The sequence below is a fragment of the Desulfobacterales bacterium genome, assembly GCA_028704555.1.
Taxonomy (GTDB): domain Bacteria; phylum Desulfobacterota; class Desulfobacteria; order Desulfobacterales; family JAQWFD01; genus JAQWFD01.
The window spans coordinates 69,526-94,237 of sequence record JAQWFD010000008.1; the positions used below are offsets into that span (position 1 = coordinate 69,526).

Annotated in this window: 23 protein-coding genes; 12 read left to right on the forward strand and 11 right to left on the reverse strand. The window is 49.0% G+C overall.

All coding sequences use genetic code 11. From position 1 onward, the window contains the following. Positions 1 to 390: 390 nt before the first annotated feature. The 5 genes from tilS (at position 391) to PHQ97_04890 (ending at position 6,620) form a co-directional block, all read left to right on the forward strand. Entirely contained in the window at positions 391 to 1,842 is a 1,452-nt protein-coding gene (tilS, locus tag PHQ97_04870; protein ID MDD4392068.1) for a tRNA lysidine(34) synthetase TilS, read from the forward strand. Between the two features lie 55 nt (positions 1,843 to 1,897). Beyond that, on the forward strand, positions 1,898 to 3,766 hold the full coding sequence (gene ftsH, locus PHQ97_04875; protein MDD4392069.1) for an ATP-dependent zinc metalloprotease FtsH: 1,869 nt from the start codon (positions 1,898 to 1,900) through the stop codon (positions 3,764 to 3,766). A gap of 158 nt (positions 3,767 to 3,924) precedes the next feature. Next, a complete protein-coding gene (gene folP / locus PHQ97_04880) occupies positions 3,925 to 4,791 on the forward strand; it encodes a dihydropteroate synthase (protein MDD4392070.1) in 867 nt (288 codons plus the stop codon). After that, on the forward strand, positions 4,784 to 5,740 hold the full coding sequence (locus PHQ97_04885; GenBank protein MDD4392071.1) for a CdaR family protein: 957 nt from the start codon (positions 4,784 to 4,786) through the stop codon (positions 5,738 to 5,740). The genes folP and PHQ97_04885 overlap by 8 nt, the downstream gene beginning before the upstream one ends. A 109-nt stretch (positions 5,741 to 5,849) precedes the next feature. Then, positions 5,850 to 6,620, forward strand: coding sequence for a type III pantothenate kinase (locus PHQ97_04890; protein MDD4392072.1), 771 nt, complete (start codon positions 5,850 to 5,852; stop codon positions 6,618 to 6,620). 112 nt (positions 6,621 to 6,732) lie between these two features. Here PHQ97_04890 and PHQ97_04895 read toward each other — a convergent pair whose 3' ends face one another. The 6 genes from PHQ97_04895 to PHQ97_04920 form a co-directional block, all read right to left on the reverse strand. Continuing rightward, positions 6,733 to 7,644 (reverse strand): MBL fold metallo-hydrolase, encoded by a 912-nt coding sequence (locus tag PHQ97_04895; protein MDD4392073.1) that lies wholly within the window; start codon positions 7,642 to 7,644, stop codon positions 6,733 to 6,735. A 45-nt stretch (positions 7,645 to 7,689) separates the two neighbouring features. Continuing rightward, on the reverse strand, positions 7,690 to 8,358 hold the full coding sequence (locus PHQ97_04900; protein MDD4392074.1) for a hypothetical protein: 669 nt from the start codon (positions 8,356 to 8,358) through the stop codon (positions 7,690 to 7,692). Between the two features lie 127 nt (positions 8,359 to 8,485). Then, complete coding sequence (locus PHQ97_04905) at positions 8,486 to 9,652, reverse strand: PilT/PilU family type 4a pilus ATPase (protein ID MDD4392075.1); 1,167 nt, start codon at positions 9,650 to 9,652, stop codon at positions 8,486 to 8,488. A gap of 19 nt (positions 9,653 to 9,671) precedes the next feature. Then, positions 9,672 to 10,754, reverse strand: coding sequence for a type IV pilus twitching motility protein PilT (locus PHQ97_04910; GenBank protein MDD4392076.1), 1,083 nt, complete (start codon positions 10,752 to 10,754; stop codon positions 9,672 to 9,674). Between the two features lie 217 nt (positions 10,755 to 10,971). After that, entirely contained in the window at positions 10,972 to 11,475 is a 504-nt protein-coding gene (locus PHQ97_04915) for a DivIVA domain-containing protein (protein MDD4392077.1), read from the reverse strand. 19 nt (positions 11,476 to 11,494) lie between these two features. Beyond that, on the reverse strand, positions 11,495 to 11,794 hold the full coding sequence (locus PHQ97_04920) for a YggT family protein (GenBank protein ID MDD4392078.1): 300 nt from the start codon (positions 11,792 to 11,794) through the stop codon (positions 11,495 to 11,497). Between the two features lie 461 nt (positions 11,795 to 12,255). Here PHQ97_04920 and proC point away from each other — a divergent pair, with 461 nt between their 5' ends. Together proC and PHQ97_04930 are read left to right on the forward strand one after the other, a co-directional pair. Continuing rightward, positions 12,256 to 13,101, forward strand: coding sequence for a pyrroline-5-carboxylate reductase (proC, locus tag PHQ97_04925; GenBank protein ID MDD4392079.1), 846 nt, complete (start codon positions 12,256 to 12,258; stop codon positions 13,099 to 13,101). A 112-nt stretch (positions 13,102 to 13,213) separates the two neighbouring features. Next, positions 13,214 to 13,861, forward strand: a complete 648-nt coding sequence (locus PHQ97_04930; GenBank protein ID MDD4392080.1) for an OmpA family protein — start codon at positions 13,214 to 13,216, stop codon at positions 13,859 to 13,861. A gap of 244 nt (positions 13,862 to 14,105) precedes the next feature. On the opposite strand, the gene PHQ97_04935 is transcribed toward PHQ97_04930, so the two are convergent. From PHQ97_04935 to PHQ97_04950, 4 genes are read right to left on the reverse strand one after another with little or no spacing between them, the layout of a single operon-like run. Further along, positions 14,106 to 14,792 (reverse strand): ATP-binding cassette domain-containing protein, encoded by a 687-nt coding sequence (locus PHQ97_04935; GenBank protein MDD4392081.1) that lies wholly within the window; start codon positions 14,790 to 14,792, stop codon positions 14,106 to 14,108. 15 nt (positions 14,793 to 14,807) lie between these two features. Further along, complete coding sequence (locus PHQ97_04940; GenBank protein MDD4392082.1) at positions 14,808 to 15,692, reverse strand: ABC transporter permease subunit; 885 nt, start codon at positions 15,690 to 15,692, stop codon at positions 14,808 to 14,810. After that, on the reverse strand, positions 15,679 to 16,545 hold the full coding sequence (locus tag PHQ97_04945) for an ABC transporter permease subunit (GenBank protein ID MDD4392083.1): 867 nt from the start codon (positions 16,543 to 16,545) through the stop codon (positions 15,679 to 15,681). The genes PHQ97_04940 and PHQ97_04945 overlap by 14 nt, the downstream gene beginning before the upstream one ends. A gap of 8 nt (positions 16,546 to 16,553) precedes the next feature. Beyond that, a complete protein-coding gene (locus PHQ97_04950; protein MDD4392084.1) occupies positions 16,554 to 17,411 on the reverse strand; it encodes a phosphate ABC transporter substrate-binding protein in 858 nt (285 codons plus the stop codon). Positions 17,412 to 17,805: 394 nt separating this feature from the next. Here PHQ97_04950 and PHQ97_04955 point away from each other — a divergent pair, with 394 nt between their 5' ends. Then, positions 17,806 to 18,462 (forward strand): SagB/ThcOx family dehydrogenase, encoded by a 657-nt coding sequence (locus PHQ97_04955; GenBank protein ID MDD4392085.1) that lies wholly within the window; start codon positions 17,806 to 17,808, stop codon positions 18,460 to 18,462. On the opposite strand, the gene PHQ97_04960 is transcribed toward PHQ97_04955, so the two are convergent. Continuing rightward, on the reverse strand, positions 18,463 to 19,254 hold the full coding sequence (locus PHQ97_04960) for an ion transporter (GenBank protein MDD4392086.1): 792 nt from the start codon (positions 19,252 to 19,254) through the stop codon (positions 18,463 to 18,465). A 536-nt stretch (positions 19,255 to 19,790) separates the two neighbouring features. On the opposite strand from PHQ97_04960, the gene PHQ97_04965 reads away from it, so the two are divergent. From PHQ97_04965 to PHQ97_04980, 4 genes are read left to right on the forward strand one after another with little or no spacing between them, the layout of a single operon-like run. After that, positions 19,791 to 20,024 carry a helix-turn-helix transcriptional regulator gene (locus PHQ97_04965; protein ID MDD4392087.1) on the forward strand — a complete coding sequence of 78 codons (234 nt, stop codon included), beginning with the start codon at positions 19,791 to 19,793 and terminating at the stop codon, positions 20,022 to 20,024. Continuing rightward, the gene (locus PHQ97_04970) at positions 20,017 to 22,434 is read left to right on the forward strand and encodes a DEAD/DEAH box helicase family protein (protein MDD4392088.1); all 2,418 of its coding nucleotides are present in this window, start codon (positions 20,017 to 20,019) and stop codon (positions 22,432 to 22,434) included. The genes PHQ97_04965 and PHQ97_04970 overlap by 8 nt, the downstream gene beginning before the upstream one ends. Positions 22,435 to 22,449: 15 nt before the next feature. Next, a complete protein-coding gene (locus PHQ97_04975) occupies positions 22,450 to 24,231 on the forward strand; it encodes a class I SAM-dependent DNA methyltransferase (protein ID MDD4392089.1) in 1,782 nt (593 codons plus the stop codon). Then, positions 24,231 to 24,614 carry a hypothetical protein gene (locus PHQ97_04980; GenBank protein MDD4392090.1) on the forward strand — a complete coding sequence of 128 codons (384 nt, stop codon included), beginning with the start codon at positions 24,231 to 24,233 and terminating at the stop codon, positions 24,612 to 24,614. Before PHQ97_04975 ends, PHQ97_04980 begins: the two co-directional genes overlap by 1 nt. The last annotated feature ends 98 nt before the right edge of the window (positions 24,615 to 24,712 follow it).

Consider the following 24,712-nt stretch of genomic DNA (forward strand, 5'->3'; position numbering starts at 1 on the left):
TTTTTTTTTCAAGAGCAAACCTGATGATTCTTCAAAAATCTTCCCGCTTTCAGGCCTCTCAAATCCGTATCTACACCCGGATGTCAACCCATAAAATGCGGCAGTCTGAATCAAGAATATACCATATATATATGATATATACGCATAAACCAAGAAAACACGCCCGGGTTTTGTATTGACAGAAACCGGTCCTTACCTTATAAATAACAGGGTTTATTACTAACAATAATGAATAAACATCATCATTGTTCGCTCTCTTAATGAATAAAAACGAATCTATTTTTGTCTACGGCATCGATAATGCCCCGGTTAAACGATACCCCTGAAGACGCCGAAACAGTTATCTGCCTTATCACCATACGCTGGTATAAACTCTTTTTGAGCTGATTCATGCCTGAATCTCAAAAAAAATCCGACAACCTCATTATTGGCATCGTCGAGAACACCATTGAAACCTGCCGCATGCTCAATCCGGGCGATTCGATCCTCGTCGGGGTATCCGGCGGACCTGATTCCGTGGCCTTGTTAAGCATCCTTCTTGATTTCGTCTCCCCTTTGCATCTCAGCCGAATTGGCGTGGCGCACCTGAACCACAGTCTGAGAGGGGATCAATCCGATCGGGACGCTGCTTTTGTAGAGGATCTCAGCCACCGGTTTGGCCTGCCCTGTCATACGGCAAAAAAAGATGTAATTCAGCATCAACGCCTTCATAAAATCTCTCTGGAGGAGGCTGCCAGACAGGTCCGTTACGGATTTTATCATGATATTGCGCAACAGTACGGATATAACAAAATCGCGTTGGGACATCATGCGGACGACAATGCCGAACTGATATTGATGTATCTGCTGAGGGGCAGCGGAAATTGTGGTCTGTCCGGCATCCCCCCCGTCAGGGATAATCATATCATCAGGCCCTTGATTCGCCTGACCCGTTCCGATATCATGAATTACCTGACCCGTAAAAATCTTGCCTATGTAACCGATGCATCCAATGAAGACATTCGATTCATGAGAAACAGCATCCGGCATCGGTTAATACCGATGCTGAAAACCGAATACAACCCAAAAATCAGTCAGGCGCTCAATCGGCTGGGGTCAATCGCTTCATGCGAAAACGAATGGATGGATCACATCATAAGGCCCTTATATCATCAGGCGTTGATAAGTTCAGTGCCCGGCAGGGTTGTCTTTTCGGCTTTTCAACTGAAAAAGATCCACCTTGCCGCCCTGAGAAGAATATTACGAAAGGCAATCAACGATTTAAAAGGCAGTTTAAGGCGAATCAGTTATACCCATATTGACGAAGCCGTCTCACTCCTTATAAATGGCCCGGCAAGCGGGAGTATCGATCTGCCCGATCGCATCCGGATAACAAAAGCTCCGGAGCAATTGATCATTATCAGGGAAACCGGTGGCTTAAGACAAATAAAAGCCCGTACCGTACCGGATTACGAATACAGCATCCCTGGGCCCGGAACCGTCACAATTCAGGAAACCGGGGCAACCTTCAGGCTTTGCCCGGTTAGCCTTCGTGACATTCCCGACGGATGTGTGTCTGGACCTCAGGTGGCTTTTTTTGATATGAACATGATTAAATTTCCTCTGGTGATAAGGAATTTCCGTCCCGGAGATTATTTTATCCCCCTGGGGATGACAGGCAGCCAGAAAGTTAAAAAATTTTTTATCAATCACAAGGTATCCAGACCTGGACGGGCCAAATGCCCGCTCCTTCTCAACCGGAATAAAATCATCTGGATTGCCGGCTATCGAACCGATGAGTCAGCGAAGATCACGCCGCACACAAAAGATGTGTTGAAAATAGAATTTTCCGTTGCCTTATGATTAAAAATGATTATTCTATACAAAAAATTTAATTTTATTCGGGAGGTAATATCATTTGAATCCATTCTATAAAAATCTTGCGTTATGGATTGTAGTCACACTGATGATGGTCATGCTCTATAACCTGTTTAACCAGCAGCAGTTATCCGACGCCAGCATCAGCTATACCGATTTTCTCGGCATGGTTGAAAACGAGAATGTGTCAGAGGTCCTCATCAAAGGGCAGGAGCTTTACATCACCAACTCCAATGGGAACCGGTTCAAGGTGTTTGCTCCTCAGGACAGTGACCTGATCGGCATTCTCAGAAGCAAAGGTGTATCGATCAAAGCAAAACCGGTCGACGAATCTCCCTGGTATATGTCGGTGCTGGTATCATGGCTCCCGATGGTCGTATTGATCGGGGTATGGATTTTCTTCATGCGACAAATGCAATCCGGGGGAGGAAAAGCCCTTTCTTTCGGGAAAAGCCGTGCACGCCTCATGTCCGATCAATCCACCAAGATTACCTTTGCCGATGTGGCAGGCATTGACGAAGCAAAAGAAGAATTAGGAGAAATTGTCGAATTTCTGAAAGATCCGAAAAAATTTACCCGTCTGGGAGGAAGAATCCCAAAGGGGGTTCTGTTAATGGGGCCTCCAGGCACCGGGAAAACACTTCTGGCCCGTGCTATCGCCGGTGAAGCAGGCGTCCCGTTTTTCAGCATCAGCGGATCAGACTTTGTTGAAATGTTTGTCGGCGTCGGGGCATCGCGTGTCAGGGATCTGTTTGTTCAGGGAAAGAAAAGCGCACCCTGCATCATATTCATAGATGAAATCGATGCCGTTGGCCGACATCGGGGAGCCGGGTTAGGCGGCGGTCACGATGAACGGGAACAGACCCTGAACCAGCTGCTGGTAGAAATGGACGGGTTTGAATCCAATGAAGGCGTAATTCTCATATCCGCTACCAACCGACCGGATGTTCTGGATCCCGCATTGCTTCGCCCCGGACGTTTTGATCGACAGGTGGTAGTCTCTTTGCCGGACATCAAAGGCAGAGAAATGATATTGAGGGTTCATATGAAAAAAAGCCCGATCGCTCCGGATGTCGACTCTCTGACCCTTGCAAAAGGAACACCCGGCTGCTCCGGTGCCGATCTGGAAAACCTTGTCAATGAGGCGGCGCTGCTGGCTGCCAAACGAAATAAAGAAAAAGTCGATATGATAGATTTTGAAGACGCGAAAGATAAAGTCTTCATGGGACTGGAACGAAAGTCCAAGGTCATCAAGGAAGAGGACCGGAAAACCACGGCATATCACGAAGGAGGCCATGCGCTGGTGGCGCGGTTTCTGCCTGAAACCGACGCGGTAAATAAAATCACGATCATCCCCAGAGGGCATGCCGCCGGAATCACCTGGTTTCTGCCTGAGGAAAGAGATTTTAAATTCAAAGATCAGCTGGAAAGCGAACTGTCCGTGGCATTTGGCGGTCGCGTAGCTGAAGAACTCGTATTTAACAGGATCAGCACGGGAGCGGCAAACGATATCAAGCAGGCAACCCAGATCGCCCAGAAAATGATCCGGTCATGGGGAATGAGCGAAACGCTTGGCCCGCTTTCGTATGCACAGGGCGATGACCAAATCTTTTTAGCTCGTGAGATTTCACAGCATCGGGACTACTCGGAAGAAACGGCAAAAAAGATTGACGCCGAAATTACCAGCCTCGCCAAACGCGCATATGACCGGGCCAAAGACGTTCTGAGCCAGAACCGGGATATATTGGACAAACTGACCGAATTGCTACTGGATAAAGAGACCGTTCTCGGCTCCGAAATGGATGATCTCATTCTGTCTCTCCGGCCCGGGATCAAGTTGCCTCCCAGGGGGGGAGCGGGCGATTCCAAATCGAAAAAAAATCTTCATGAGGAAGATACCGTTTTATAAAGCAGACAACAAAAAAACCGGGGGGATGGCTCACATTCAGTTTTGATTTCCGAAATGTGAGCCATCCCCCCTCGGAAAATGTGCCCATCGCTGTGGCAGAATTTTTTCTGATTCTGCCGGATGGCGGCTGTAACGCATAAAATTATTCATTCTCATTCATGAAAACATTTACCATTTCATGGGGCAATCATCGTCTTGAACTCGGTCAAAGAACCTGCGTCATGGGCATTGTCAACGTCACGCCGGATTCTTTTTCAGATGGCGGAAAATTTTCTGCTCCGGACTCAGCCCTTGCCCACGCGGAAAAACTGGTTGAAGACGGGGCGGACATCCTTGATATCGGAGGTGAATCAACCCGCCCTTTTTCAAAACCGGTTTCCGCTGAAGAGGAACTGCATCGGGTTGCGCCGGTCATTGAACAGATCGCGCAACGGGTTTCGATCCCAATTTCCATCGACACCTTCAAATCCCGCGTAGCCAAAGGGGCCTTAGATGCCGGTGCATCCATGATAAACGATATCGGGGCGCTGCGGATGGATAAAGACATGGCGGCTGTCGCAGCGGCATACGACGTTCCTGTCATTGTGATGCACATGAAAGGAACACCCCGGACCATGCAGGTATCACCGGCCTACGATGATATCATCGAAGAAATTAAATCATTTATGAAAGACACGATACACCGGGCCGAACGAAACGGAATCCCACCATCCAGAATCATTGTTGATCCGGGCATCGGATTTGGCAAAACCGGCGGTCACAACCTGTTGTTACTCAAACGTTTAAAAGAGTTTGAAAGCCTGGAGATGCCGCTTCTGGTGGGCTCTTCAAGAAAAGCCTTTATTCGTAACATTCTCATGAATAAAACCGGAAGACCCATGGAACCGGATTCGCCGGAAGTGGAAACCGGCACCCAGGCGACCATTTGCACAGCCGTTCTTCACGGCGCACATATTGTTCGAGTTCATAACGTCGCTATGGCACGCATGACGGTAGATATAACAGATGCAATTAAACATGCCTGACAATGCGCCGGATGAACCGGAACACCGCCCTGAACTTATGCCTGCAAAACGCAAAAAAGCCTTGATATATTTTGTTCTGTTCATGCCGATTCTGGCCGGTTTCTTTTTCCTGTGGCCGGGAACTTCTTACCTTCAAACCGACATATTCGTATCCTCCGATATCAGAAATCTCCCGAAAGGGCTTTCATTAACCGGCGTCTCTACAAATGGTATTGAAGTTCATATTGGCGGTCCCGGATATATAATATCAACCATATCCGAATTTAAACCCAAATACATCCTGGACTTATCCGCTGTCACCATCGGAGTAAATTCCATCCATGTAAAGGCAGAACAGATACCATTGCCTGAAGGTATTTCGATCATCCGCTACTATCCGACAACGATTACCGTAAAGGTGGACAAGGAAATCTCCCGACGAATTCCGGTTGAAATCCGTCTCAGCGGAAAACCGACATCCGGATTTTCCGTCATCGAATCCCGGCCAACGCCTTCATCGGTATTGATCAGAGGCCCTGAAATGATTATGAGAACCATAGAAAACATTTATACTGAACGGATCGATATCAACGGATTGTCTGAATCTCTTAGAAAAAAAAGCGCGCTCGACATCCCTGAAGGGCTGAAAATTGACTCCTCGAAAATAATTACAGCGAACATATCGATCCAGGATAAAATCGCCCGCAAGCATTTTTACAATATCAGAATCAACGGAAAGAACACCCCTTATCAGTACCTGATCACCCCCTCATCGATAGACATACAGGTCAAAGGGCCGGTTAATATTCTTGACCATCTTGATATTGAAAAAGACATTCAGGTCTTTGTTGATCTTGACGAATTATCTCCGGGGGTCTATGTCAGACCGGCATCCATTATTTTACCGGTGGACACGACGCTTGTCAGCGTGACTCCCGAAATTTTCACAATAAATATGACTAACCGGTAGTGCAGAAGAAAAAGCGCCTGACTTGATACCGGTTACCGCGCATAAACCCGGTTACCGGAAGGGGTATTCAAGCGATTATCAACAACCCAACAGTTAAGGATCGTGCCGCATGCTTTTTGTCATCGATGTTGGAAATACCAATACGGTTATGGGCGTATATGACGGCTCCCGGCTTGTCAGAAGCTGGCGGATTCGTACAGAAAGAAACGCCACCGAAGATGAATTTTACATAACCGCCGCCGGTTTGTTTGCGGAAAGCCGGATTTGCCCGCAGGACATTCATAAAACGGTCATATCCAGTGTGGTTCCGCCGGTTGTCACCATTCTGGATGCATTCTGCCGTAAATATCTGGGTCATGCGCCACACTGGGTGGACAACACCGCCGTTCCGGACATCCCCATTCTCTACAGCAATCCGTCCGAAGTCGGCTCAGACAGACTCGTCAACGCCGTTGCCGCCTATGCCCGGTACAAAACGAGTCTCATCGTTATCGATTTTGGCACGGCCACGACATTTGATGCCATCTCACAGCAGGGCGAATATCTGGGCGGTGCCATCAGCCCCGGCATCATGATCGCTTCCGAGGCCTTGTTCAACTGCACGTCCAAACTGCACAGAGTTGATATATTCACACCGCCGGAGAAGGTGATCGGAACCGATACGGCCGGCAGCATAAAGTCAGGAATTATTTTCGGATATGCCGGTCTGGTGGACGGCATTGTCAATCGGATGAAAAAAGAGATGCCCCGGAATCCGAAGGTGATCGCTACCGGAGGTCTTGCCAGGCTTATGGTGAAGGTATCTGAAACGATCGAAACGGTTGAACCGGATCTGACGCTGGAAGGATTGAGAATTATCGGCACGCGGATTGGCAGCTGAGATACGCTGCTGGTAAGCTGGCTGGACAGGATGACGTCCTGAACAGCTTACCAGCTGGTTTTTTATAATCCCATGAACCGTATCAGCGGAGTTTGCCCGGAGTTTACATGGTTCAGCCGTTTATTTTTTCCAGATAAGCGCGTATCCCCCTGAAACTGTTGAAACAGAAATTTTTTTCGCGGGCCTGTATATCTTCCGGAAGTGCATAAAAATATTTCAGACCCCGGTCGGTTTTCAAAACCTCTTCAAAAACGCGTTCTTCAAAATGCTCCGTTCCGGCTTTATAATGTTTTTCCCCCGTCGCAAGCCAGTTATCCAGCTGATCCCTGGCCGTATCAAATACATTTTTTACATCCCCGCAATATCCGTAATGTCCGAAGCATAGATGGGTCACGTTTTTCAACGCGGCCATTTTGTCAATAGATCCCCGGAAAATTTCGTAAATGAAGGGCGGCGGGGTAGCCAGACGGATATACATGCCCTGCTCGAGCGGGTAGTATACCCCAGCAACTTCACCGGCAAACAATATATCTCCGATGTGGTAACACAGGTGATGGGGCGCATGACCGGGCGTCTGATACACCTGAACGGTCGCATCCCCGATCCTGACCAATTCCTTATAGCTAATATTCTCTTCCGGTATGGGAGCAATTTCCCCGTAGACCTCCGCGACCCTGCCCAACACTTTTCTGGAACCTTCCCACAATTTAGCCGGATCTACCATATGCCGAATCCCTTTGGGATGACATATCACCCGGGCATCCGGATAATGTTCCAGCAGCAGTCCGGCTCCGCCGGCATGATCAATATGGATATGGGTCAGAAAAATATAATCCAGCTGGTCCACGCCCGCCTGTTTCAATGCATCCACCAGAACAGGAATAGTTGACCGCGGTCCGGGGTCCACCAGGATCGTCATATCCCCGCGCCTGTATACCCAGCTGCTGATAAAATTCCTGAATCCTTCCAGAGACTGATCCAAATCGATGAGATACAAATTCTCAAGAGGTTGATGAGTCGCCATGGTTATACTCCTTCCTGAAAATGAAAATCATAATGGATGGTCTGCTCAAGCCCTTGCCTTTTTTTTGAGCATATCATTGAATACCCTATAGAAAAACTCGTTTTCGGTAATGCTTCGGCTCAATATCTTTTCCAGATCATCCAGATTCGATGAATTGATGATCAGATTGACACTTTTATTGAACGCCATCATATTATCCATCGTACGATATCTGCTGCTGATCAGAACCACAAAAATTTTCCTGCGAATCGATGGATTCAACCGTTCAAGATAGGTCAGCACCCCGTTGGAATCCGGATTCCGGGTATCAAAATTCTCGTCCACCATAATGAGATCATACGTATGGTATCTCACCTTTTTCAACACATCCCTTAGATTTTCAGCAACCGTCAGATGGTATTCCATCTGATCCAGAGTCTTCTGAATCTTTTCCACGGCATTGGGATCGGATTCACAGACCAGAGCGGTCTGGCCCTCCTCTTCGATAAAATCAAACGGTTTATCCGACGCATCATAGGCGACTGGCTCTCCCCCCTCTGACAGGCCTTCCGGCGTCGCCTGCTCGCCATGAGCGGTTTTCCGGGGAGACTGGATCGTAATTTTGCTCTTGCATTTGGGGCATGAAACGGTAGCAACTTTTCCCGGTAAGATTTGATTGATTTTTTCATCGGGAATCTGCAGTTTATATTGGCATTGATCACAAATAATATCCATAATAACCGATATTCACCTCCTTCGAAAATTAACGGGGGAAAGACTGAATCGGATCGGCCCCCCACTGCCTCATCAGACTGGTATCCGTCTGTATCCGGATAAGCAACGAGCGGTTCGTCTCATCCCGTTACAGGAATTTATCATAATCATGATCGAGCTGAAGATCTTCAATATCTGTCGTCGCCTGGCCTCTGGCACTTTTAACCGAATCAATGCCGCGGCCGACAATTCCTTTGCGTGAGGCATAGGCCAATGCCGTTTCCTGCGAAATCAGGCCCTTTTCATACAAATCGACAATACAGTCATCAAACGTGATCATGCCAAAGGGTTTTCCGGTCTGCATAATTTCATAATAGGTTTTCCCCTCCGATTCTCCGTGCAGAATCGTATCCTTGACCCTCATGTTGCTGCCCATGATTTCAAAGGCTGCCACACGCCCGCCGCCGGCTTTCGGCAGCAACCGCTGGCACACGATCCACCTGACCGTATCCGCCAGTCGAATCCGGATCTGATTTTCCTCTTCAGAATCGAACATTCCCAGAATACGGTTGATGGTCTGCCCGGCATCGACGGTATGGAGCGTCGACACCACCAGATGGCCGGTTTCCGCTGCACTCAATCCGATTTCAACGGTTTCCCGGTCGCGCATCTCTCCGACCAGAATGACTTTGGGCGCCTGCCTCAGTGCGGCTCTCAGCCCGCTGGCAAATGACACGTAATCGGTACCCAGCTCCCGCTGATTAAAAGTCGCTTTCTTGTGGGGATGCTGGAATTCTATCGGATCTTCAAGGGTCACGACATGAACCGACTTCGTCTCGTTGATCTTATCCAGCACAGCCGCCAGAGATGTTGATTTTCCTGATCCGGTTGATCCGGTCACCAGAATGATCCCGTTTTTTTCCTCGGCAAGCTTGTGAAAAACTTCGGGCAGATTCAACTCTTTAATCGTGGGAATTTTGGTATCCAGTTTTCTCAATACGATAGAATAATTTCCGGACTGTGAAAAGATATTGACCCTGAATCTGGCCTTGCCGGCCAGGCTGTAAGACAGATCGCAAGATCCTTCGGTCAGAAGTATTTCAGTCAGCCTCAGATCCTGGTTGATAAGATTCAAGGCAAAAATTTCCGTTTGAAACGGTGTCAGCACCTTCAAGTCTGGTTCCATGTCAACCGGAATCAACTGTCCGGAACTTTCCACCTGAAGCGGTTTTCCGGCGGTCAGATTCAGGTCAGACACCCCCTTATGGGCATCCAGCATCCGTGTCAGAATATGATCAATTTCCTGCTTCCTCATGATACCACCTCGTAGCCGTTTATGCTTCGGTAAAATCTGTCGGCGGATTTTTCAACAGCGGTCTGAATCTGGATTTGTCATTTGCCTTGACATAGGATTCATCTGCACTGATCCATCCTTTATTGTACAACTCCATGATTGAATCATCCAGAAGCTGCATCCCGTATTTCTTCCCGGTCTGGATCATGGAATTAATCTGATGCGTTTTGGACTCCCTTATCAAATTCCGGATACCGGGGGTTGCGATCATGATTTCCAGCGCAGCACACCGGCCCTTTTTATCAATCCGCTTGAACAGTACCTGCGCAATGACCGCACGAAGGCCATCGGAAAGCGTGGATCGGATTTGAGCCTGCTCACCTGAAGGAAACACCTCGATGATCCGGTCGACCGTTTTAGCGGCGCTGGATGTATGAAGGGTTCCGAATACCAGATGCCCGGTAGAGGCCGCTTCGATGGCCAGCGATATGGTTTCCAGATCTCTCATTTCACCGACCAGGATAATATCCGGGTCTTCCCGAAGCGCCCCTCTTAAGGCGGCGCTGAAGGTTTTCGTATGAAGCCCCACCTCCCTGTGATTGACCATACATCCCTGGCTCTGGTGAACAAATTCGATCGGATCTTCCACCGTAATAATATGATCCTTGCGTTTGGCATTGGCCTCGTCAATAATGGCCGCCAGCGTTGTGGACTTACCACTTCCGGTAGGTCCGGTCACCAGAACCAGTCCTCTGGGCAGCATTGCCAGCTTGGGGATGACCGGCGGCAGCCCCAGCTGAGCCGCCGTCAGGATGATGCCGGGAATTTCCCGAAAAACGGCTGCTATTCCGTTTTTTTGCATAAAAAAATTGGCACGGTATCTGGCCAGGCCCGGAATTTCATAGCCAAAATCCACATCGCCGGTTTCTTCGAAAACCTTGACTTTATCTTCAGGAGTAATTTCATACAGCATGCCTCGGAGTTCATCATCATCGAGAACTTTATATTTTACCCGCTCAATATCTCCCCTGAGCCTTAATGCGGGTGGCTGACCGGATACAAGGTGGAGGTCTGAAGCCCCCTGTTCATTCATCAATTTAAAAAAAGCATCTATTTTTGCCATTCATCACTCCGTGCTTAAAAGATAATCTGTTCCGGCCCTTCGCATTGTGTTTGAACAAAAATTGCCGGTTTTTCATGAGGACTGCGTCTCATATTTTTATTTTCAACACAGAACCTGAAATACTGCGTTTGTCATTTCCGTCCTGCCCGCATGGAAACATAAACGGACAAAAAACCCGGCAACGAATTCATGAGAATGTTTTGCGTCCGCCCCACAGTTATTGCGTCTGGTTTAGAAGTTTGACCTTGGAATCCTGCTCTTCCATTGAAGTCATTTCCTGGTTCCCGATATCCAGCAGTTTGGAATGTGCATCAATAATTGATCGAATCTGAACTTCTATCTGCATCCGCTGACGTTTCAACTCGATAATATCTTCATGGAGCTGGGCCAGTCGGTTGTGTGCTTTGTGGAGGATCTTTTCCGCTTTAAGTTCTGATTCAGCGATGATCAGTTCGGCAGATTTTCTGGCATTTTCCTTCATTTGATCCAGGATTTTCTGAGAATTGAGCATTGCCCGCCGGAATGTTTCTTCGCGTTTTTTATATCCCTGAATCTCATTGCTCAATCTACCAACCTCATCCGCCTGTTCCTGATTGCGGCGCTGCAGTGCTTCGAAATTCTCTGACATCTGTTCAAGGAACAGATCCACTTCCCGGACATCAAAGCCTCTGAATCTGACTTTAAATTGTTGCTGCTGTATATCTAACGGTGTAATTTTCATGCGATACCATCCACCCCTGTCATAATAAAAACTGAGCCAGTCTCAAAAGACTGTTCACCAGAAACGTCCTGAAAAAAATAATCGCAATGAACACGATAATCGGGGAAAAATCAATCCCCGCAAATCCCATGGGCAGGTACCTTCGAATCGGGTACAGCACCGGCTCTGTCACATTATGAATAAACCGGACAATCGGATTGAACGGGTCCGGGCTGACCCAGGACAACACTGCCCGGGCCACGACTATCCACATGAAAAAAAGGAGCACAAAGTCGATGACCTTCGCGGCTGCCATCAAAAAATAACCGATAATAAACATAAGGGGCCTCTTCTCCTGCGGTCAGGAATCTTATCCCGTACCGACCGTATATTGATTAAGTTTTGACAACATATCCCATTTGAATTAATATCTGTAAAATTTATACGCTCCGTTGCAGTTGAAACCGCTTTTTCAGATCTTCCAGCCACAGCAACTTGCAATATATATTTCAAAAATGAGATAAGAACCGATGCGTTCAATTGTCCTGAAAGGCATTACTTTTTCTGATCCTTTGATTTAATTGTTAAAACTAATTATATTCTGTAAAATAAGTCAAGGATTTTCACTTGAATTCATCAAACCGATACCTGAATGACGTCGATATTTTATATTAACGCATCCAGGAAGCAAATAAAAAAAATTACAAATCAGCACCTCCGTTTGACAGACACGACCGGCGAGGCTTCGATTTGTTATGTGAAACAATTCCAGTTCAATTCATAAAGGAGGATTTTGTATCAATGCTTGACAAAAAAATAGGCTTTATTGGTGCAGGCAACATGGCCGAAGCGATCATCGGGGCCATCATTCAGTCAAAAATCTGCACCCCGTCGCTGATCTCTGTCAGCGACATCAATCAGGAACGTGTCGATTTCATAACCGAAAAATATGGAGTAAATCCGGCCGACAGCAACACGGTCCTTTTTTCGGAAAGCAGGGTCATTATTCTTGCGGTCAAGCCCCAGCATCTTGCGGCTGCTCTTTCTCAAATTGCTGCAGCTGATACCTATCGGATTTCCGAGCGCAAATTAATCATATCCATCGCCGCCGGGTTTCCGATAAAAAAAATTGAGGCAGACCTGTACGCTCCGCTGGACAGCGCCTCGAAAAATCTGCTTCCGATCATTCGCGTGATGCCCAATACCCCTGCCCTGGTTCTGGCCGGCATATCCGGAATAAGCATGAATGCCCATGCAACCCAAGAAGATATAGTGCTTGCCCGATCCATTCTGGAATCAATGGGACAGGTCATCGAATTTGAAGAAAAAATGCTGGATGTGGTTACCGCGGTCTCAGGCTCGGGTCCGGCCTATGTTTTTTTCCTGATTGAATCCATGATTCAGGCAGGCATCGCGCTTGGATTAACCGCCGGGCAGGCACGAATTCTAACGATTCAGACAGTAAAAGGCGCCGTCAAACTTCTGGAAGAACTGGATGAGGCCCCTGAAACCCTCCGCAAAAAGGTGACATCCCCGGGCGGAACCACGGAAGCGGCATTGAACATCCTGAATCAGTATGAAGTCAAAAACCATATCATCCAGGCCATCGACGCAGCGGCAAAGCGATCAACAGAACTCAGCCGCTGACGCGGTTGAATATGACATCCCGCGAACGCAGCGCGATAGTGTTCACCCGGAAACGGGATATTTTTCCGTCACCCTTATCCGTTACAACTTTCAACAAAAAGGAACCATAAGAATGAATAAAATTCTCGCTTCACTGACCGTTTCACTGTTTTTACTAACGTTGATGTCCTGTGCAGGAACCACTTCCCGGCAACAAACGGGAACCGGAACCGGAATTGCCGTCGGCGCAGGCGTTGGCGCCATTCTTGGACAGGTTATCGGCCGGGATACCAAAGGCACCCTGATCGGCGCGGGAATCGGTGCCGCCTTAGGCGGACTGGCCGGCAACCAGATCGCCGCCTATATGGACCGGCAGGAGCAGGCGTTAAGAAATGCCATGGCCTCATCAGAGGCTGCCAATATTCAACGGAATCAGGACGTTCTTACCGCCGCATTCAAATCCGACATTTTCTTCGGGTTTGATTCATCTACGCTCAAACCGGGAGCCGATTCGGAAATCGCACGGGTTGCCAATGTATTGAATTCATATCCTCAAACCACCATCACCGTAGAAGGCCATACGGACGCAAAGGGTTCGGAAACCTATAACCAGACGCTGTCCTTAAAGCGGGCCGAGGCCGTAAAAAATGCCTTGATTCAAAAGGGAGTTGCTCCCGGACGAGTTATGGCGGTAGGCTATGGTGAATCTCAGCCGATTTATTCAGATGATGCGATGAACCGGAGAGTCAATATTGTCATCACCCCGATCCGGCAGGGATAAGAGAGCCCTTTCGGGCGGACTGAGGAGCGCTATCGCTTGAGGAGCACTTCGTTTGAGGCAAACGATTAGAAGCAAGAGGCTTTTATTTTACAACATACTCATGCTCAGCGTCCATCAGGCTGTAACCTGCTGATAAAAAACAATCATAACTTGACACCCCCATACTATCCATTTAGTTGATCAGCTGACTGACCGTTGCTGAATACACCGGTTTTTCAGCTGATCAGCCCTGTCGGCATCCCCATCAGACAAATTTTCCGCCGGATAATTCCAGCACCCTGTCAGCCGTACGTTTGACCTGATCCTGATAATGGGAAACCATCAGGAGCGTACACTGGCGTTTAAGAGACAGAATCAGCTCTTCAATGACCGAGCAGGCATATGCATCCAGAGAGGAGGTGGGCTCATCCAGCAGCAACACCTCCGGGTCAAGGATCAGCGCACGCGCGATACACAGCCGCTGCTGCTGGCCACCGGACAGGGCCAGCGCGTTACTTTCAAGCCGGTGTTTGACCTCGTCCCACAAAAATGTTTGCTTCAGGGCCATCTCAACTTTATCCCGAATCTGGTCTTTATCTTTGATTCCGGCTAATTTCAGCGGAAACGCCACATTTTTAAAAATACTCATCGGCAACGGATTGGGTACCTGAAAGACCATCCCGACCTTGCGGCGCAACTGTGCCAGCGGAAACGAGGAGCTGTAAATATCACAAAAGTCCTCTCCGAACCGAATTTTTACCCCGCCGGTCATTCCGCCCCCCGGAATGCTTTCCCACAACCGGTTGAACACCATCAGAAACGTGGATTTACCCATCCCCGAAGCCCCGATGACGGCTGTAACCGTATTTTCTTCAATCGCCATATTAATGTCGTTTAAAATCAAATCATTATCATAAAAAAACGACAGTCGGGAAATGTTTATTTTTATCATGGGATTTTCTTTACCTTATATTTCAGAAAATGCCTTTTCGCTCAACCGGCTCCGGATCCCGTATGCCATTATAAACAGACCCGCACAAATGACCAGAAGGATCACTGCAGCGCCATATCCTTTCATGAGCGCCTGCTGATCCGCATATTGAGAAGATATATAATAAATATAAAACGGAAGCGCTTCATAGTTTGAAAATAAAGATTTCGGCACGCCTGAAGTGGCAACCACCCCGGTCATCATGATGACGGCCGTATCTTCTGCACATCTGCCAATGGCGAGGATAACACCGCTCATAATACCGGACAGCGACCGCGGGATCAGCACATAAAAAATATTTTGAAGCTTTGTTGCACCCAATGCCGGCGCGGTCAAACGAATGGTTGCCGGAAGGCTTTCCAGTGAAATCTGGGTGGTGCGGATCAGGTAGGGCAATACGAGAAACGCCAGGGCCAGAGCGGATATCAACAGGCAGGGATAGATATTGGCAGACACGTACTTATGCAGAAATACCGATATTGAAAAGCCAAAAAGCCCTACCACGATCGAAGGAATACCCGCCAGAATATCAAACATGAGGCTGAACATCTGTTTGACCTGCCCCCGGCAGTATTCGGCCATGTAAATTCCTGCAGCAATTCCGACAGGCACCGCCAGCGATACCGACAGTATGATCAGCGCCAGCGTACCTGCCATGGCCGGAAAAAGCCCATCGAAAACCTGTTTTCTTAATAAGATCGCATCCAGCGGATCTGTTTCCCCGAATATCAGGGGTAAACCCACCGTGCCAATGCCCTTTACAATCAAATAACCGACCAGCAGGATCACCGTCGAAAAAATAACACCCGCACAGATCCAGCAGTAGCCGATGATGATTTTTTCCAGCTTACCGGATATCATGATGTTTCCTCATGGGTTTCCGGGACCAGGATCCCAGCGCCTGAACCAGCAGCACAATCAGTGTTGTAAATCCATAGAGCACGATGCCGCAGGCAAAAATAGTCCGGAACTCGATGCTGTCAAAATCAGCGGCAATAACCAGGGCGATATGAGCGGTTAACGTCCTTGCCGAATCCAGAATCGAGCCGGGGACCGCAACGGCATTTCCGGCAATCATCAACGAAATCAGGGTATCTCCCACGGCCCGGCCCAGCGACAGGACCGTTCCGGTCAAAACCCCCTGCCGGGCATACGGCAGAACCACGTAAAGCATCTTTTGGACCTTGCTGCCGCCCAACGCATCCACTGCGGCCAGATACGATCGGGGGACCCGGTCAAAGCTGTCTGTAAAAAAAAGAATCATCGTCGGCGAAATTAATATGGCTAAAAGAATGCTTGCTGACAAAATACACAAGCCGGAGCCGCCATCAAACCATTCCCGGACAACCGGAACCAGAAGAAACACCCCCACAAAACCGTAAATAACCGTTGGAATACCGGTCATGAACCGGACGGTTTTCCTGAGATATGCTCCGATCCGTTCCGGAGCCAGGCCACTGATAAAGGCCGCGCACCCCAAACTCAGCGGAAAGGCAAAGACAACGCTGGCAAGCGATATGGCACCGGTTCCGACAATCATGGGATAAATGCCGTACACGCCCTGATCCGGCAGCCAGGGGCGCGTCAGAATTTGAAAAAAAAGCCCTCCCCGAAAAACGGGAAGGGCCAGCCATACCATGAACACAAAAACAAACAGCGTACAAAACGCACTGAAGGCAGCAGCAAACAGAAAAAATTTTTCTGAAATGTTCAACCGCCTCATCATTTTACAGGAACAAACCCCTTATCGGAAACAATCTTCTGTCCATCGGCACTGAACAGATAATCGATGAACTTTTCAATTAACCCGGTCGGCACGCCTTTGGTGTTGCTGTACAATCCCCTGGAAACCGTATAGGTTCCCTCTCTGACGGTTTGAAGGGTCGGAACGACGCCATCAAGTGATACAGGGCTGACACTGCTGTCAATATACCCGACGGACACGTATCCGATGCCATACGGGTCATTGGAAACCGCTGTCTTCATCGCTCCGTTTGACACCACGATATTGGCTCCCGGAGTAATCTCGGCCTTGTTCAACGCTTTTTTCCAGAAAACATCCCGTGTTCCGCTTGCCCTGTCGCGGGTATAGACATTAATTGATTTATCCTGACCGCCCAGGGCTTTCCAGTTACTGATTTTCCCGGAAAAAATATCACCCAGCTGGACCTTTGTCATCGACTGCACATTGTTTTTCGGATTTACCACGACGCCAACGCCATCGATTGCCCATTTAAACATCTTGAGCGCATATTTTTCAACTTCCTCATCCGTGGGTTTCCGGCCGGTATTTCCTATATCGACCAGGCCTTCACCGACCTGTATGATTCCGACACCCGATCCGCCTCCGGCAATACTGATCTGAATATTTGAGTTATTTGTCATGATGCGCCTGGCAACCTCTTTTAAAACCGGGATATGGGCGGTTCCTCCGGAAATTCTGATGGTTCCCTTTTCCCCTGCAAAGTCCTCCAAACCGGTAGCCATGGCACCCGAAATCATACCGGAAATAAATATCATTGCGATGATCATGACCCCTGAATACATGTTCAGGCCCATCCGGGATATTATTTTTTTCATTGACGAATCTCCTTTGTTTTTTAAAGTTTTTTTTACTGCTATAGAAAATGCCTGCTTTTGTCAAAATGATAATATCGATAAGGGCGATGTAAGAAATAGAAAAATTTTATGACAGCGCCTGTCCCGAAATCCAAAGCGATAAAAATCTGACTCGCGCAGAACAAATATTCACACCGCCCGCTTCGCTTGAGGCGCTGAAATCACAGAGCAAAAAAATATTTTTCACGCAACAGCGCGAAGGCGCAAAAATAATGTTTGAAATCTTTGCGGCTTTGCGTAGTGTCCGTTTTTACTTGACCCCATCAAAGCCAGGTGGCTACAAACGAAGAGAGGGGAAAAAGTTCAGGAAACTGGTGATAACATCCATGTCTATCAAACTTGAGGAAGGACTGTCATGAACACAAAATCGCTTCAAACCGCTGGCCTGGCGCTGACCGTTTTGCTCATCAGCCCGACGCTTGCTTCCGGGCAGGAATTCAAGCCGGTCCAACTTTCAGAACCGCAGCTGGACACCGGAAGACCGCTGATGCAGGTGTTGAAGGATAGAAAATCTTCGCGTGCGTTCAGCACTGAAAAATTGCCCGAGCAGGTGCTTTCCAATATGCTTTGGGCGGCGTTTGGCGTGAATCGGCCGGACTCAGGAAAGCGTACCGCGCCATCTGCGATGAACTGGCAGGAAATTGACATCTACGTCGCTGCCGCCTCTGGCCTTTACCTTTATGATGCAAAGGCGCACGCGTTAAAACCGGTTCTCTCGGAAGACATCCGGGCGCTGACCGGCCGTCAGCCGTTTGTGCAGGAGGCACCTGTGAACCTGGTCTATGTTGCGGATTTCTCGAAAATGGGCAAAGCGGAAGTTGACGACAAAACTTTCTATTCTGCCGCTGACACGGGCTTCATTTGCCAGAATATTTACCTGTACTGCGCCTCCGAAGGATTGGCCACTGTTGTGCGGGGGTTGGTCGACAGGCCCGCCCTGGCCAGGGTGATGATGCTGCGAGCTGATCAGCGGATCATCCTCTCACAGTCAGTGGGATATCCAAAAAAATAGTCACCGGATCTCTTTTCCACAGTGCGGACAAATCCGCTCTGATTTCTTTGATTCCTGGATGGCCTCGACAAAACCTGCACCGAGGATTCCAGCGGGTAGCGCAAACATCCCGATTCCAAGGATAGCGATGATGCTTGCAAAGAACCTCCCCATGATTGTTATGGGGTAAATGTCTCCATATCCTACGGTGGTAAGCGTAGCGACAGCCCACCACATGGTCGCCGGAATGCTCGAAAAGACATCCGGCTGGGCCACGTTCTCACAGAAATAAAGCAGAGTGGAAGATACAACCAGAAGCAGGCACATCAGGACCGAGGTGAGAACCAATTCTTCCTTATTCGACCGGAACACACTCTTGATCAGATTAAGCGACGAGTAGTATCGACCGATCTTGGCGATGCGAAGAATCCGAAGCAGCCGCAGAACCCGGAGGGAGCGAAGGTCCACCCCGATCAAGGGAAGATAGAAGGGCAGGATCGCCAGAAGATCAATTATCGACACTACCCGAAAAGTTTGACGAACACGGCCGCGGATGGGACCTGAAAAACGGGAATCGACCGTGCATGCCCAGAGTCGCAAGATGTATTCCAGCGTAAATACGATCACCGATACGATCTCGAACAGGTTCAGGGCCCCGCCCCAACGCATCTGAATGGACGGGACTGAGCCAATAATTACCGCAATAACGTTCAGAAAGATCATTGTCAGGATGGTGATGTCAAAGGCACGGCTGGCTGTGTCACCTCGCTTCGCCACTTCGACTATCTCCCATGTGCGCTTGCGTATATTCATGCTGCTCCTTCTTCTGTCTGAAGCTGAGTCTCCCGCAAAAATAACTTCATATTATAAATAAACGCCAGGGCCGGATCAAGCTATTATATTGATATTTCTTCAAATGTACGCAATAAATACGTGTTTTCCGATCTTAACGTTCCAGTTGCAGTTGTTCATCTCCCACGAACCCTGACAAAAAAAATATCCGCATCGCCCGCTTCGCTTGAGCCGCTGAGTAAGATTGACATTTTCGCTTTGGCAATTAAATACTTATTTATTTTTTGCCGAGGCTCTGATTTCCAGCCTTTCCATGAACCGGTTTCGACCCGTATCGCCCCTGAAAATATTGCGCCGTTCAATATCCCCATTTTTTGCTGATTCGTGCATATTTAACTGAATTTATAATGAGTTAATCAAATCTTTTAAACACCTTTTTTCTGCCTTTTGTATTGCACAGCGCGTAACAAATGTTATATTCTGCCTGAAAATTTAAAGTGGCTGAGTCGAGTTGTACTCGGCAAAGCTATGCCTACACCCAAGCGGTCGAAAGAACAATGATTCAACAACTCGAGAACTTTCCCGAACTGGCAAAGGCAGGCCGCAAACAAAGGGTACTCTCTCAAGAAGAACTGGCCCACGCTTTGGACGTCAGCTTTGCCACGGTGAACCGCTGGGAAAACAGCAAGACGGCGCCATCCAGACTGGCTGGTCGCCTATTTGTATCGTTTTGCCGAAAATACGCGGATGGCATTGTGAAGAAAATAACAGGGCTCGGTGCACATGGATAAAAAACAACTCAGTGAACGAGATATTTGCACCAAATTCATCACCCCGTCCATTATGCGAGCGGGGTGGCAGCAATCGCAGTTTCGGGAAGAAGTTAAGCTCACCGATGGCCGCGTCATGGTACGGGGTAGACTTGCAGCAAGGGTGAAAAATCCAGATGCCAAAGGTGGCCCCAAACGTGCGGACTATGTCCTTTATGCCCGCCCCAATCTACCCATAGCGATTATTGAAGCCAAGCGAAACATCTATTCCATTGGCCATGGCATGCAGCAAGCGCTGTCCTATGCCGAAATGCTGGATGTCCCTTTTGCACTGAGTACCAACGGCGATGGATTTTTATTTCATGACCTTACGGGTCAGACCCAGCCCACCGAACGCGAATTGGCAATGGAACAATTTCCCTCTCTTGAAGAGCTGTGGCCGCTCTATCAACAATGGAAAGGAATCGATAGCCCTGAAATTGTCCAGCTGGTTGAACAGCCCTACTATAGTGATGGTACTGGCAAAAAGCCGCGCTATTACCAACGCGTCGCTATCAACCGAACCATAGAAGCCATTGGCAAAGGCCAGGATCGTATTCTGCTGGTCATGGCCACTGGAACCGGCAAGACCTACACCGCATTTCAAATTATCTGGAGGCTGTGGAAGGCAAAAAAGAAAAAGCGCATTCTATTTCTGGCCGATCGCAATATCCTCATTGACCAAACCATTCAGCAAGACTTTTCCCCCTTTGGCGAAGTGATGCATAAAATCTCCAATCGGGAGGTCAAAAAAAACTATGAAGTGTATTTATCCCTTTATCAGGCCGTCACCGGCAAGGAAGAATGGAAGCAGATATACCGACAGTTCCCGGCTGATTTTTTTGACCTGGTGGTGGTGGACGAGTGCCATCGCGGTAGCGCCGACGAGGATTCCGCCTGGCGCGAGGTATTGGACTATTTCGCTGCGGCCACCCATATCGGCCTGACCGCCACGCCTAAAGAAACCAAACAAATCAGCAACAAAACCTACTTTGGCGACACGCTGTATACCTATTCCCTCAAACAAGGCATTGAGGACGGCTTTCTGGCCCCCTATAAAGTTATACGGATCGTTACCGATGTGGACGCGTTGGGTTATACGCCCGAAAAAGGCAAGACGGACAAATACTGCCAACTCGTTGAACAGCGACAATACAACACCAAGGATTATGACCGCAAATTGGTGTTGGAAAAGCGCACCGAGCTGGTGGCGGCAAGGGTCTGGGAGTACCTGAAAAACACCGATCCCATGGCCAAAACCATTGTTTTCTGTGACGATCAGGATCACGCCGAGCGCATGCGCCAGGAATTGGTGAAGCTTATCCCTGAAGCCGCCCAGAACCGCCGCTACGTCATGCGGATGACCAGTGACGATGCCGAAGGCAAGGCACAGGTTTCCTATTTTACGGATAATGACGAGCCCTACCCGGTTATTGCCACAACCTCCAAGTTACTCAGCACCGGGGTGGACGCCAAAACCTGCAAGCTGATTGTTCTCGATCAGAACATCAATTCCATGACGGAATTTAAACAAATTATAGGACGCGGCACCCGAATTCGCGAAGATTACCATAAACTCTTCTTCACCATCATGGATTTTAAAGGCGCTACCCGCCTGTTTGCCGATCCGTTGTTCGACGGTGAACCCGTTGTTATCTACGAACCCAAACCCGATGAACCCGTTGTGCCGCCGGAGGAATCAGGCCCCAACTGGCCGCCTGTTGTCGGCGAAACACCCGAACTCTGCGATCCACCGGTCTCAACCGGTTTGGATAGCCAAAGCACCGATGTCGGCAGTGGCCGCATCAAATACTACCTGGATGACGTGGCGGTCAGCACCGCCGTTGAGCGCTCCCAATATCTGGATGCCGATGGCAAACTGATCACCGAGGACTATCGCGTCTATTTGAAAGAGGAGATCAAAAAGACACTACAGGACCAGTTTGGCTCGCTGAAGGGTTTTGTGCGCCGCTGGTCCACGACCGAGCGAAAACAGGCGGTGATCGACGAGCTGAACGCCCTCGGCATACCACTGAGCGTGTTACAGAAAGCGGTACCCAACGCGGATGAATTGGACATATTCGACCTCATCGCCCATATCGCTTTTGACCAGAAGCCGCTGACGCGTCAGGAACGCGCCAACAATGTCAAAAAGCAAAACTACTTCGGCAAATACGGCGACTCGGCCCGCGCCGTACTCGAAGTACTGCTGGAAAAATATGCCGATCATGGTATCGGCGACATCGAAGATTCTAAAATCCTGGAATTGCCTCCATTTGATCAATACGGAACTAAAACCCAGATTCGGCGCGCCATATTCGGCGGAGCCGACAATTATTCACAAGCACTGACAGAACTGGAGCAGGCCCTCTACAGCCAACAGAGCGCCTGATAGCGAGAACGATCTATGAACCTGAGCAGTACGATTAAATCAATCCAAGACATCATGCGAAAAGACGACGGCGTGGACGGCGACGCCCAGCGCATCGGCCAGCTTACCTGGATGCTGTTTTTAAAAGTTTTCGACCAGCGAGAGGAAGAGTGGGAAGATGACGCCGCTGACCGTGGCGAGACCTACCGGTCTCCCCTGCATGAAGATTACCGCTGGCGCAACTGGGCCAAATACATCACAGATGAAAATGGGAAATCAAAACCACGGATCCAGGCCAGCGAACTCATTGACTACGTCAACAACACAGTTTTCCCCGGCTTGAAAGAACTCAATATCGAAGGCGCGGAAAACGATCCGAACATCGCCAAAGCCAAAGTCGTACGCGAAGTTTTTGAGGACACCAACAACTATATGAAATCCGGCCCCCTGATGCTGGGGGTGATCGAAAAGCTCGACGAAGCCGTCGACTTCCACGATTTTAAAACTCGTCAGCACCTGGGCGACATCTACGAGCAGATACTCAACGACCTGCGCAGCGCCGGCAACGCCGGGGAGTTTTACACCCCCCGGGCCATCACCCATTTCATGGTGCAGATGGTCAACCCGAACCTGAAAAAACGTGAGACGGTGCTCGACCCGGCCTGCGGCACCGGCGGCTTTTTAAAGGCGACCATCGACCACTTTCGCCACCAGATCAGCGAGAAATCCGGCGCTGAGGACCAAAAAGCCATTGAAGCCTGCATCCACGGTATCGAGAAAAAACAATTGCCCCATCTCCTGTGCACCACCAACCTCTTGCTCAACGGCATTGACGTGCCCAGTCAGATCGAACACCGCAACACCCTGGCCAAACCCTGGAACGAGTGGACACAAGGCGAGAAGGTGACCTGCGTCATCACCAACCCGCCCTTCGGCGGAATGGAAGAGGACGGCGTGGGCGGCAGTTTCCCGGCCGACGTGCGCACCCGAGAAACTGCCGACATGTTTCTGACCCTGATCAGCCGCAAACTGCTCAAAGAAGGCGGCCGCGCCGCCGTGGTGCTGCCGGACGGCGCGCTGTTCGGTGACGGCATCAAGGCCAGGATAAAGGAATGGCTGCTGGATCACTGTAACCTGCACACCATCGTGCGATTGCCCAAAGGCGTTTTTAACCCCTATACTAGCATCAAGACCAACCTGCTGTTCTTCACCAAGGGCAAGGCCACAGAAACCATCTGGTTTTACGAACACCCCTATCCCGATGGCTACAAAAGCTACAGTAAAACCAAGCCCATTCGCCTGGAAGAATTCAAGGCCCAAAAGGACTGGTGGGGCAAAGAGGAGATCGACTTTGCCGACCGGGTTGAGAGCGAATTCGCCTGGAAAATCGACTTCAAGACCATTAAGAGCAAAGCCAAGGCCAAGGCCCAACCCCACTGGAGCAAGGCCGAAGAATTGCACAACCAGGCATCGGACATCGACCACCGCATCAAAGAACTGCGCAACTCTATTAAGCGAGTGAAAGAACCCGAGGTCCGCGAGCCGGTGGAAAAAGAAATCATCGAGCTGCGCCGCGAATCCGAAGCGCTCAAACAACAGGCCAAGGACGAACAGGCCGCAGGTGATCGCATCTACTGGCCCATCTACAATCTGGACCTTAAAAACCCCAATGCGCCGGAAGCGCAAACCTATGATCCGGACGAACTGCTGGCCAAATACAAAAAGCTGCTGCTCGATATTGAGGAAACCCAGAACCAGTTGAAGGATGAACTGACCGCTGCGCTGGCCCAACACTTTGATGCCGGGGAGAACGACTGATGGATGCCAAACAATTTCTGGCCGAGTTTGGGCATATCGCCAATGCGCCGGGTGGGGTGCAGCAAATATGCACAATGGTTCGCGATTTAGCTGTAAAGGGTGATTTGACAGAAAAATTTCTAAATGAAAACGCCCACAAAGAGTTTGAATTCGCTAAGAATTATTTAGAAAATTTAGAAATATCTGGTGCTTACCCCAAAAGACCAAAACTTTTAGATATCGCGCAGCATGAATTGCCTTTTCCCAATCTACCTAACAATTGGTGTTGGTATCGTTTCGGAGAATTATTAGAAATTCAAGGTGGGGGTCAACCGCCTAAGAGCAATTTTGTTGATTCACCTAAAAAAAACTATATACTCGATGATCCAGTTTTTTTAAATTGACATAAAACGAAGTGCAAAAAAAAGAGGCCGGTCAATCCGATAGTATAAGGAATCCTTTCAAAGGAAACCTCTCATCATACCGGTTGGCCGACCTCTTG

Coding starts and splice junctions, on each gene's coding strand:
- tilS (MDD4392068.1), top strand. CDS start 391: ATGCCTGAATCTCAAAAAAAATCCGACAACCTCATTATTGGCATCGTC.
- folP (MDD4392070.1), top strand. CDS start 3,925: ATGAAAACATTTACCATTTCATGGGGCAATCATCGTCTTGAACTCGGT.
- PHQ97_04885 (MDD4392071.1), top strand. CDS start 4,784: ATGCCTGACAATGCGCCGGATGAACCGGAACACCGCCCTGAACTTATG.
- PHQ97_04890 (MDD4392072.1), top strand. CDS start 5,850: ATGCTTTTTGTCATCGATGTTGGAAATACCAATACGGTTATGGGCGTA.
- PHQ97_04895 (MDD4392073.1), bottom strand. CDS start 7,644: ATGGCGACTCATCAACCTCTTGAGAATTTGTATCTCATCGATTTGGAT.
- PHQ97_04900 (MDD4392074.1), bottom strand. CDS start 8,358: ATGGATATTATTTGTGATCAATGCCAATATAAACTGCAGATTCCCGAT.
- PHQ97_04905 (MDD4392075.1), bottom strand. CDS start 9,652: ATGAGGAAGCAGGAAATTGATCATATTCTGACACGGATGCTGGATGCC.
- PHQ97_04910 (MDD4392076.1), bottom strand. CDS start 10,754: ATGGCAAAAATAGATGCTTTTTTTAAATTGATGAATGAACAGGGGGCT.
- PHQ97_04915 (MDD4392077.1), bottom strand. CDS start 11,475: ATGAAAATTACACCGTTAGATATACAGCAGCAACAATTTAAAGTCAGA.
- PHQ97_04920 (MDD4392078.1), bottom strand. CDS start 11,794: ATGTTTATTATCGGTTATTTTTTGATGGCAGCCGCGAAGGTCATCGAC.
- proC (MDD4392079.1), top strand. CDS start 12,256: ATGCTTGACAAAAAAATAGGCTTTATTGGTGCAGGCAACATGGCCGAA.
- PHQ97_04930 (MDD4392080.1), top strand. CDS start 13,214: ATGAATAAAATTCTCGCTTCACTGACCGTTTCACTGTTTTTACTAACG.
- PHQ97_04935 (MDD4392081.1), bottom strand. CDS start 14,792: ATGATAAAAATAAACATTTCCCGACTGTCGTTTTTTTATGATAATGAT.
- PHQ97_04940 (MDD4392082.1), bottom strand. CDS start 15,692: ATGATATCCGGTAAGCTGGAAAAAATCATCATCGGCTACTGCTGGATC.
- PHQ97_04950 (MDD4392084.1), bottom strand. CDS start 17,411: ATGAAAAAAATAATATCCCGGATGGGCCTGAACATGTATTCAGGGGTC.
- PHQ97_04955 (MDD4392085.1), top strand. CDS start 17,806: ATGAACACAAAATCGCTTCAAACCGCTGGCCTGGCGCTGACCGTTTTG.
- PHQ97_04960 (MDD4392086.1), bottom strand. CDS start 19,254: ATGAATATACGCAAGCGCACATGGGAGATAGTCGAAGTGGCGAAGCGA.
- PHQ97_04965 (MDD4392087.1), top strand. CDS start 19,791: ATGATTCAACAACTCGAGAACTTTCCCGAACTGGCAAAGGCAGGCCGC.
- PHQ97_04970 (MDD4392088.1), top strand. CDS start 20,017: ATGGATAAAAAACAACTCAGTGAACGAGATATTTGCACCAAATTCATC.
- PHQ97_04975 (MDD4392089.1), top strand. CDS start 22,450: ATGAACCTGAGCAGTACGATTAAATCAATCCAAGACATCATGCGAAAA.
- PHQ97_04980 (MDD4392090.1), top strand. CDS start 24,231: ATGGATGCCAAACAATTTCTGGCCGAGTTTGGGCATATCGCCAATGCG.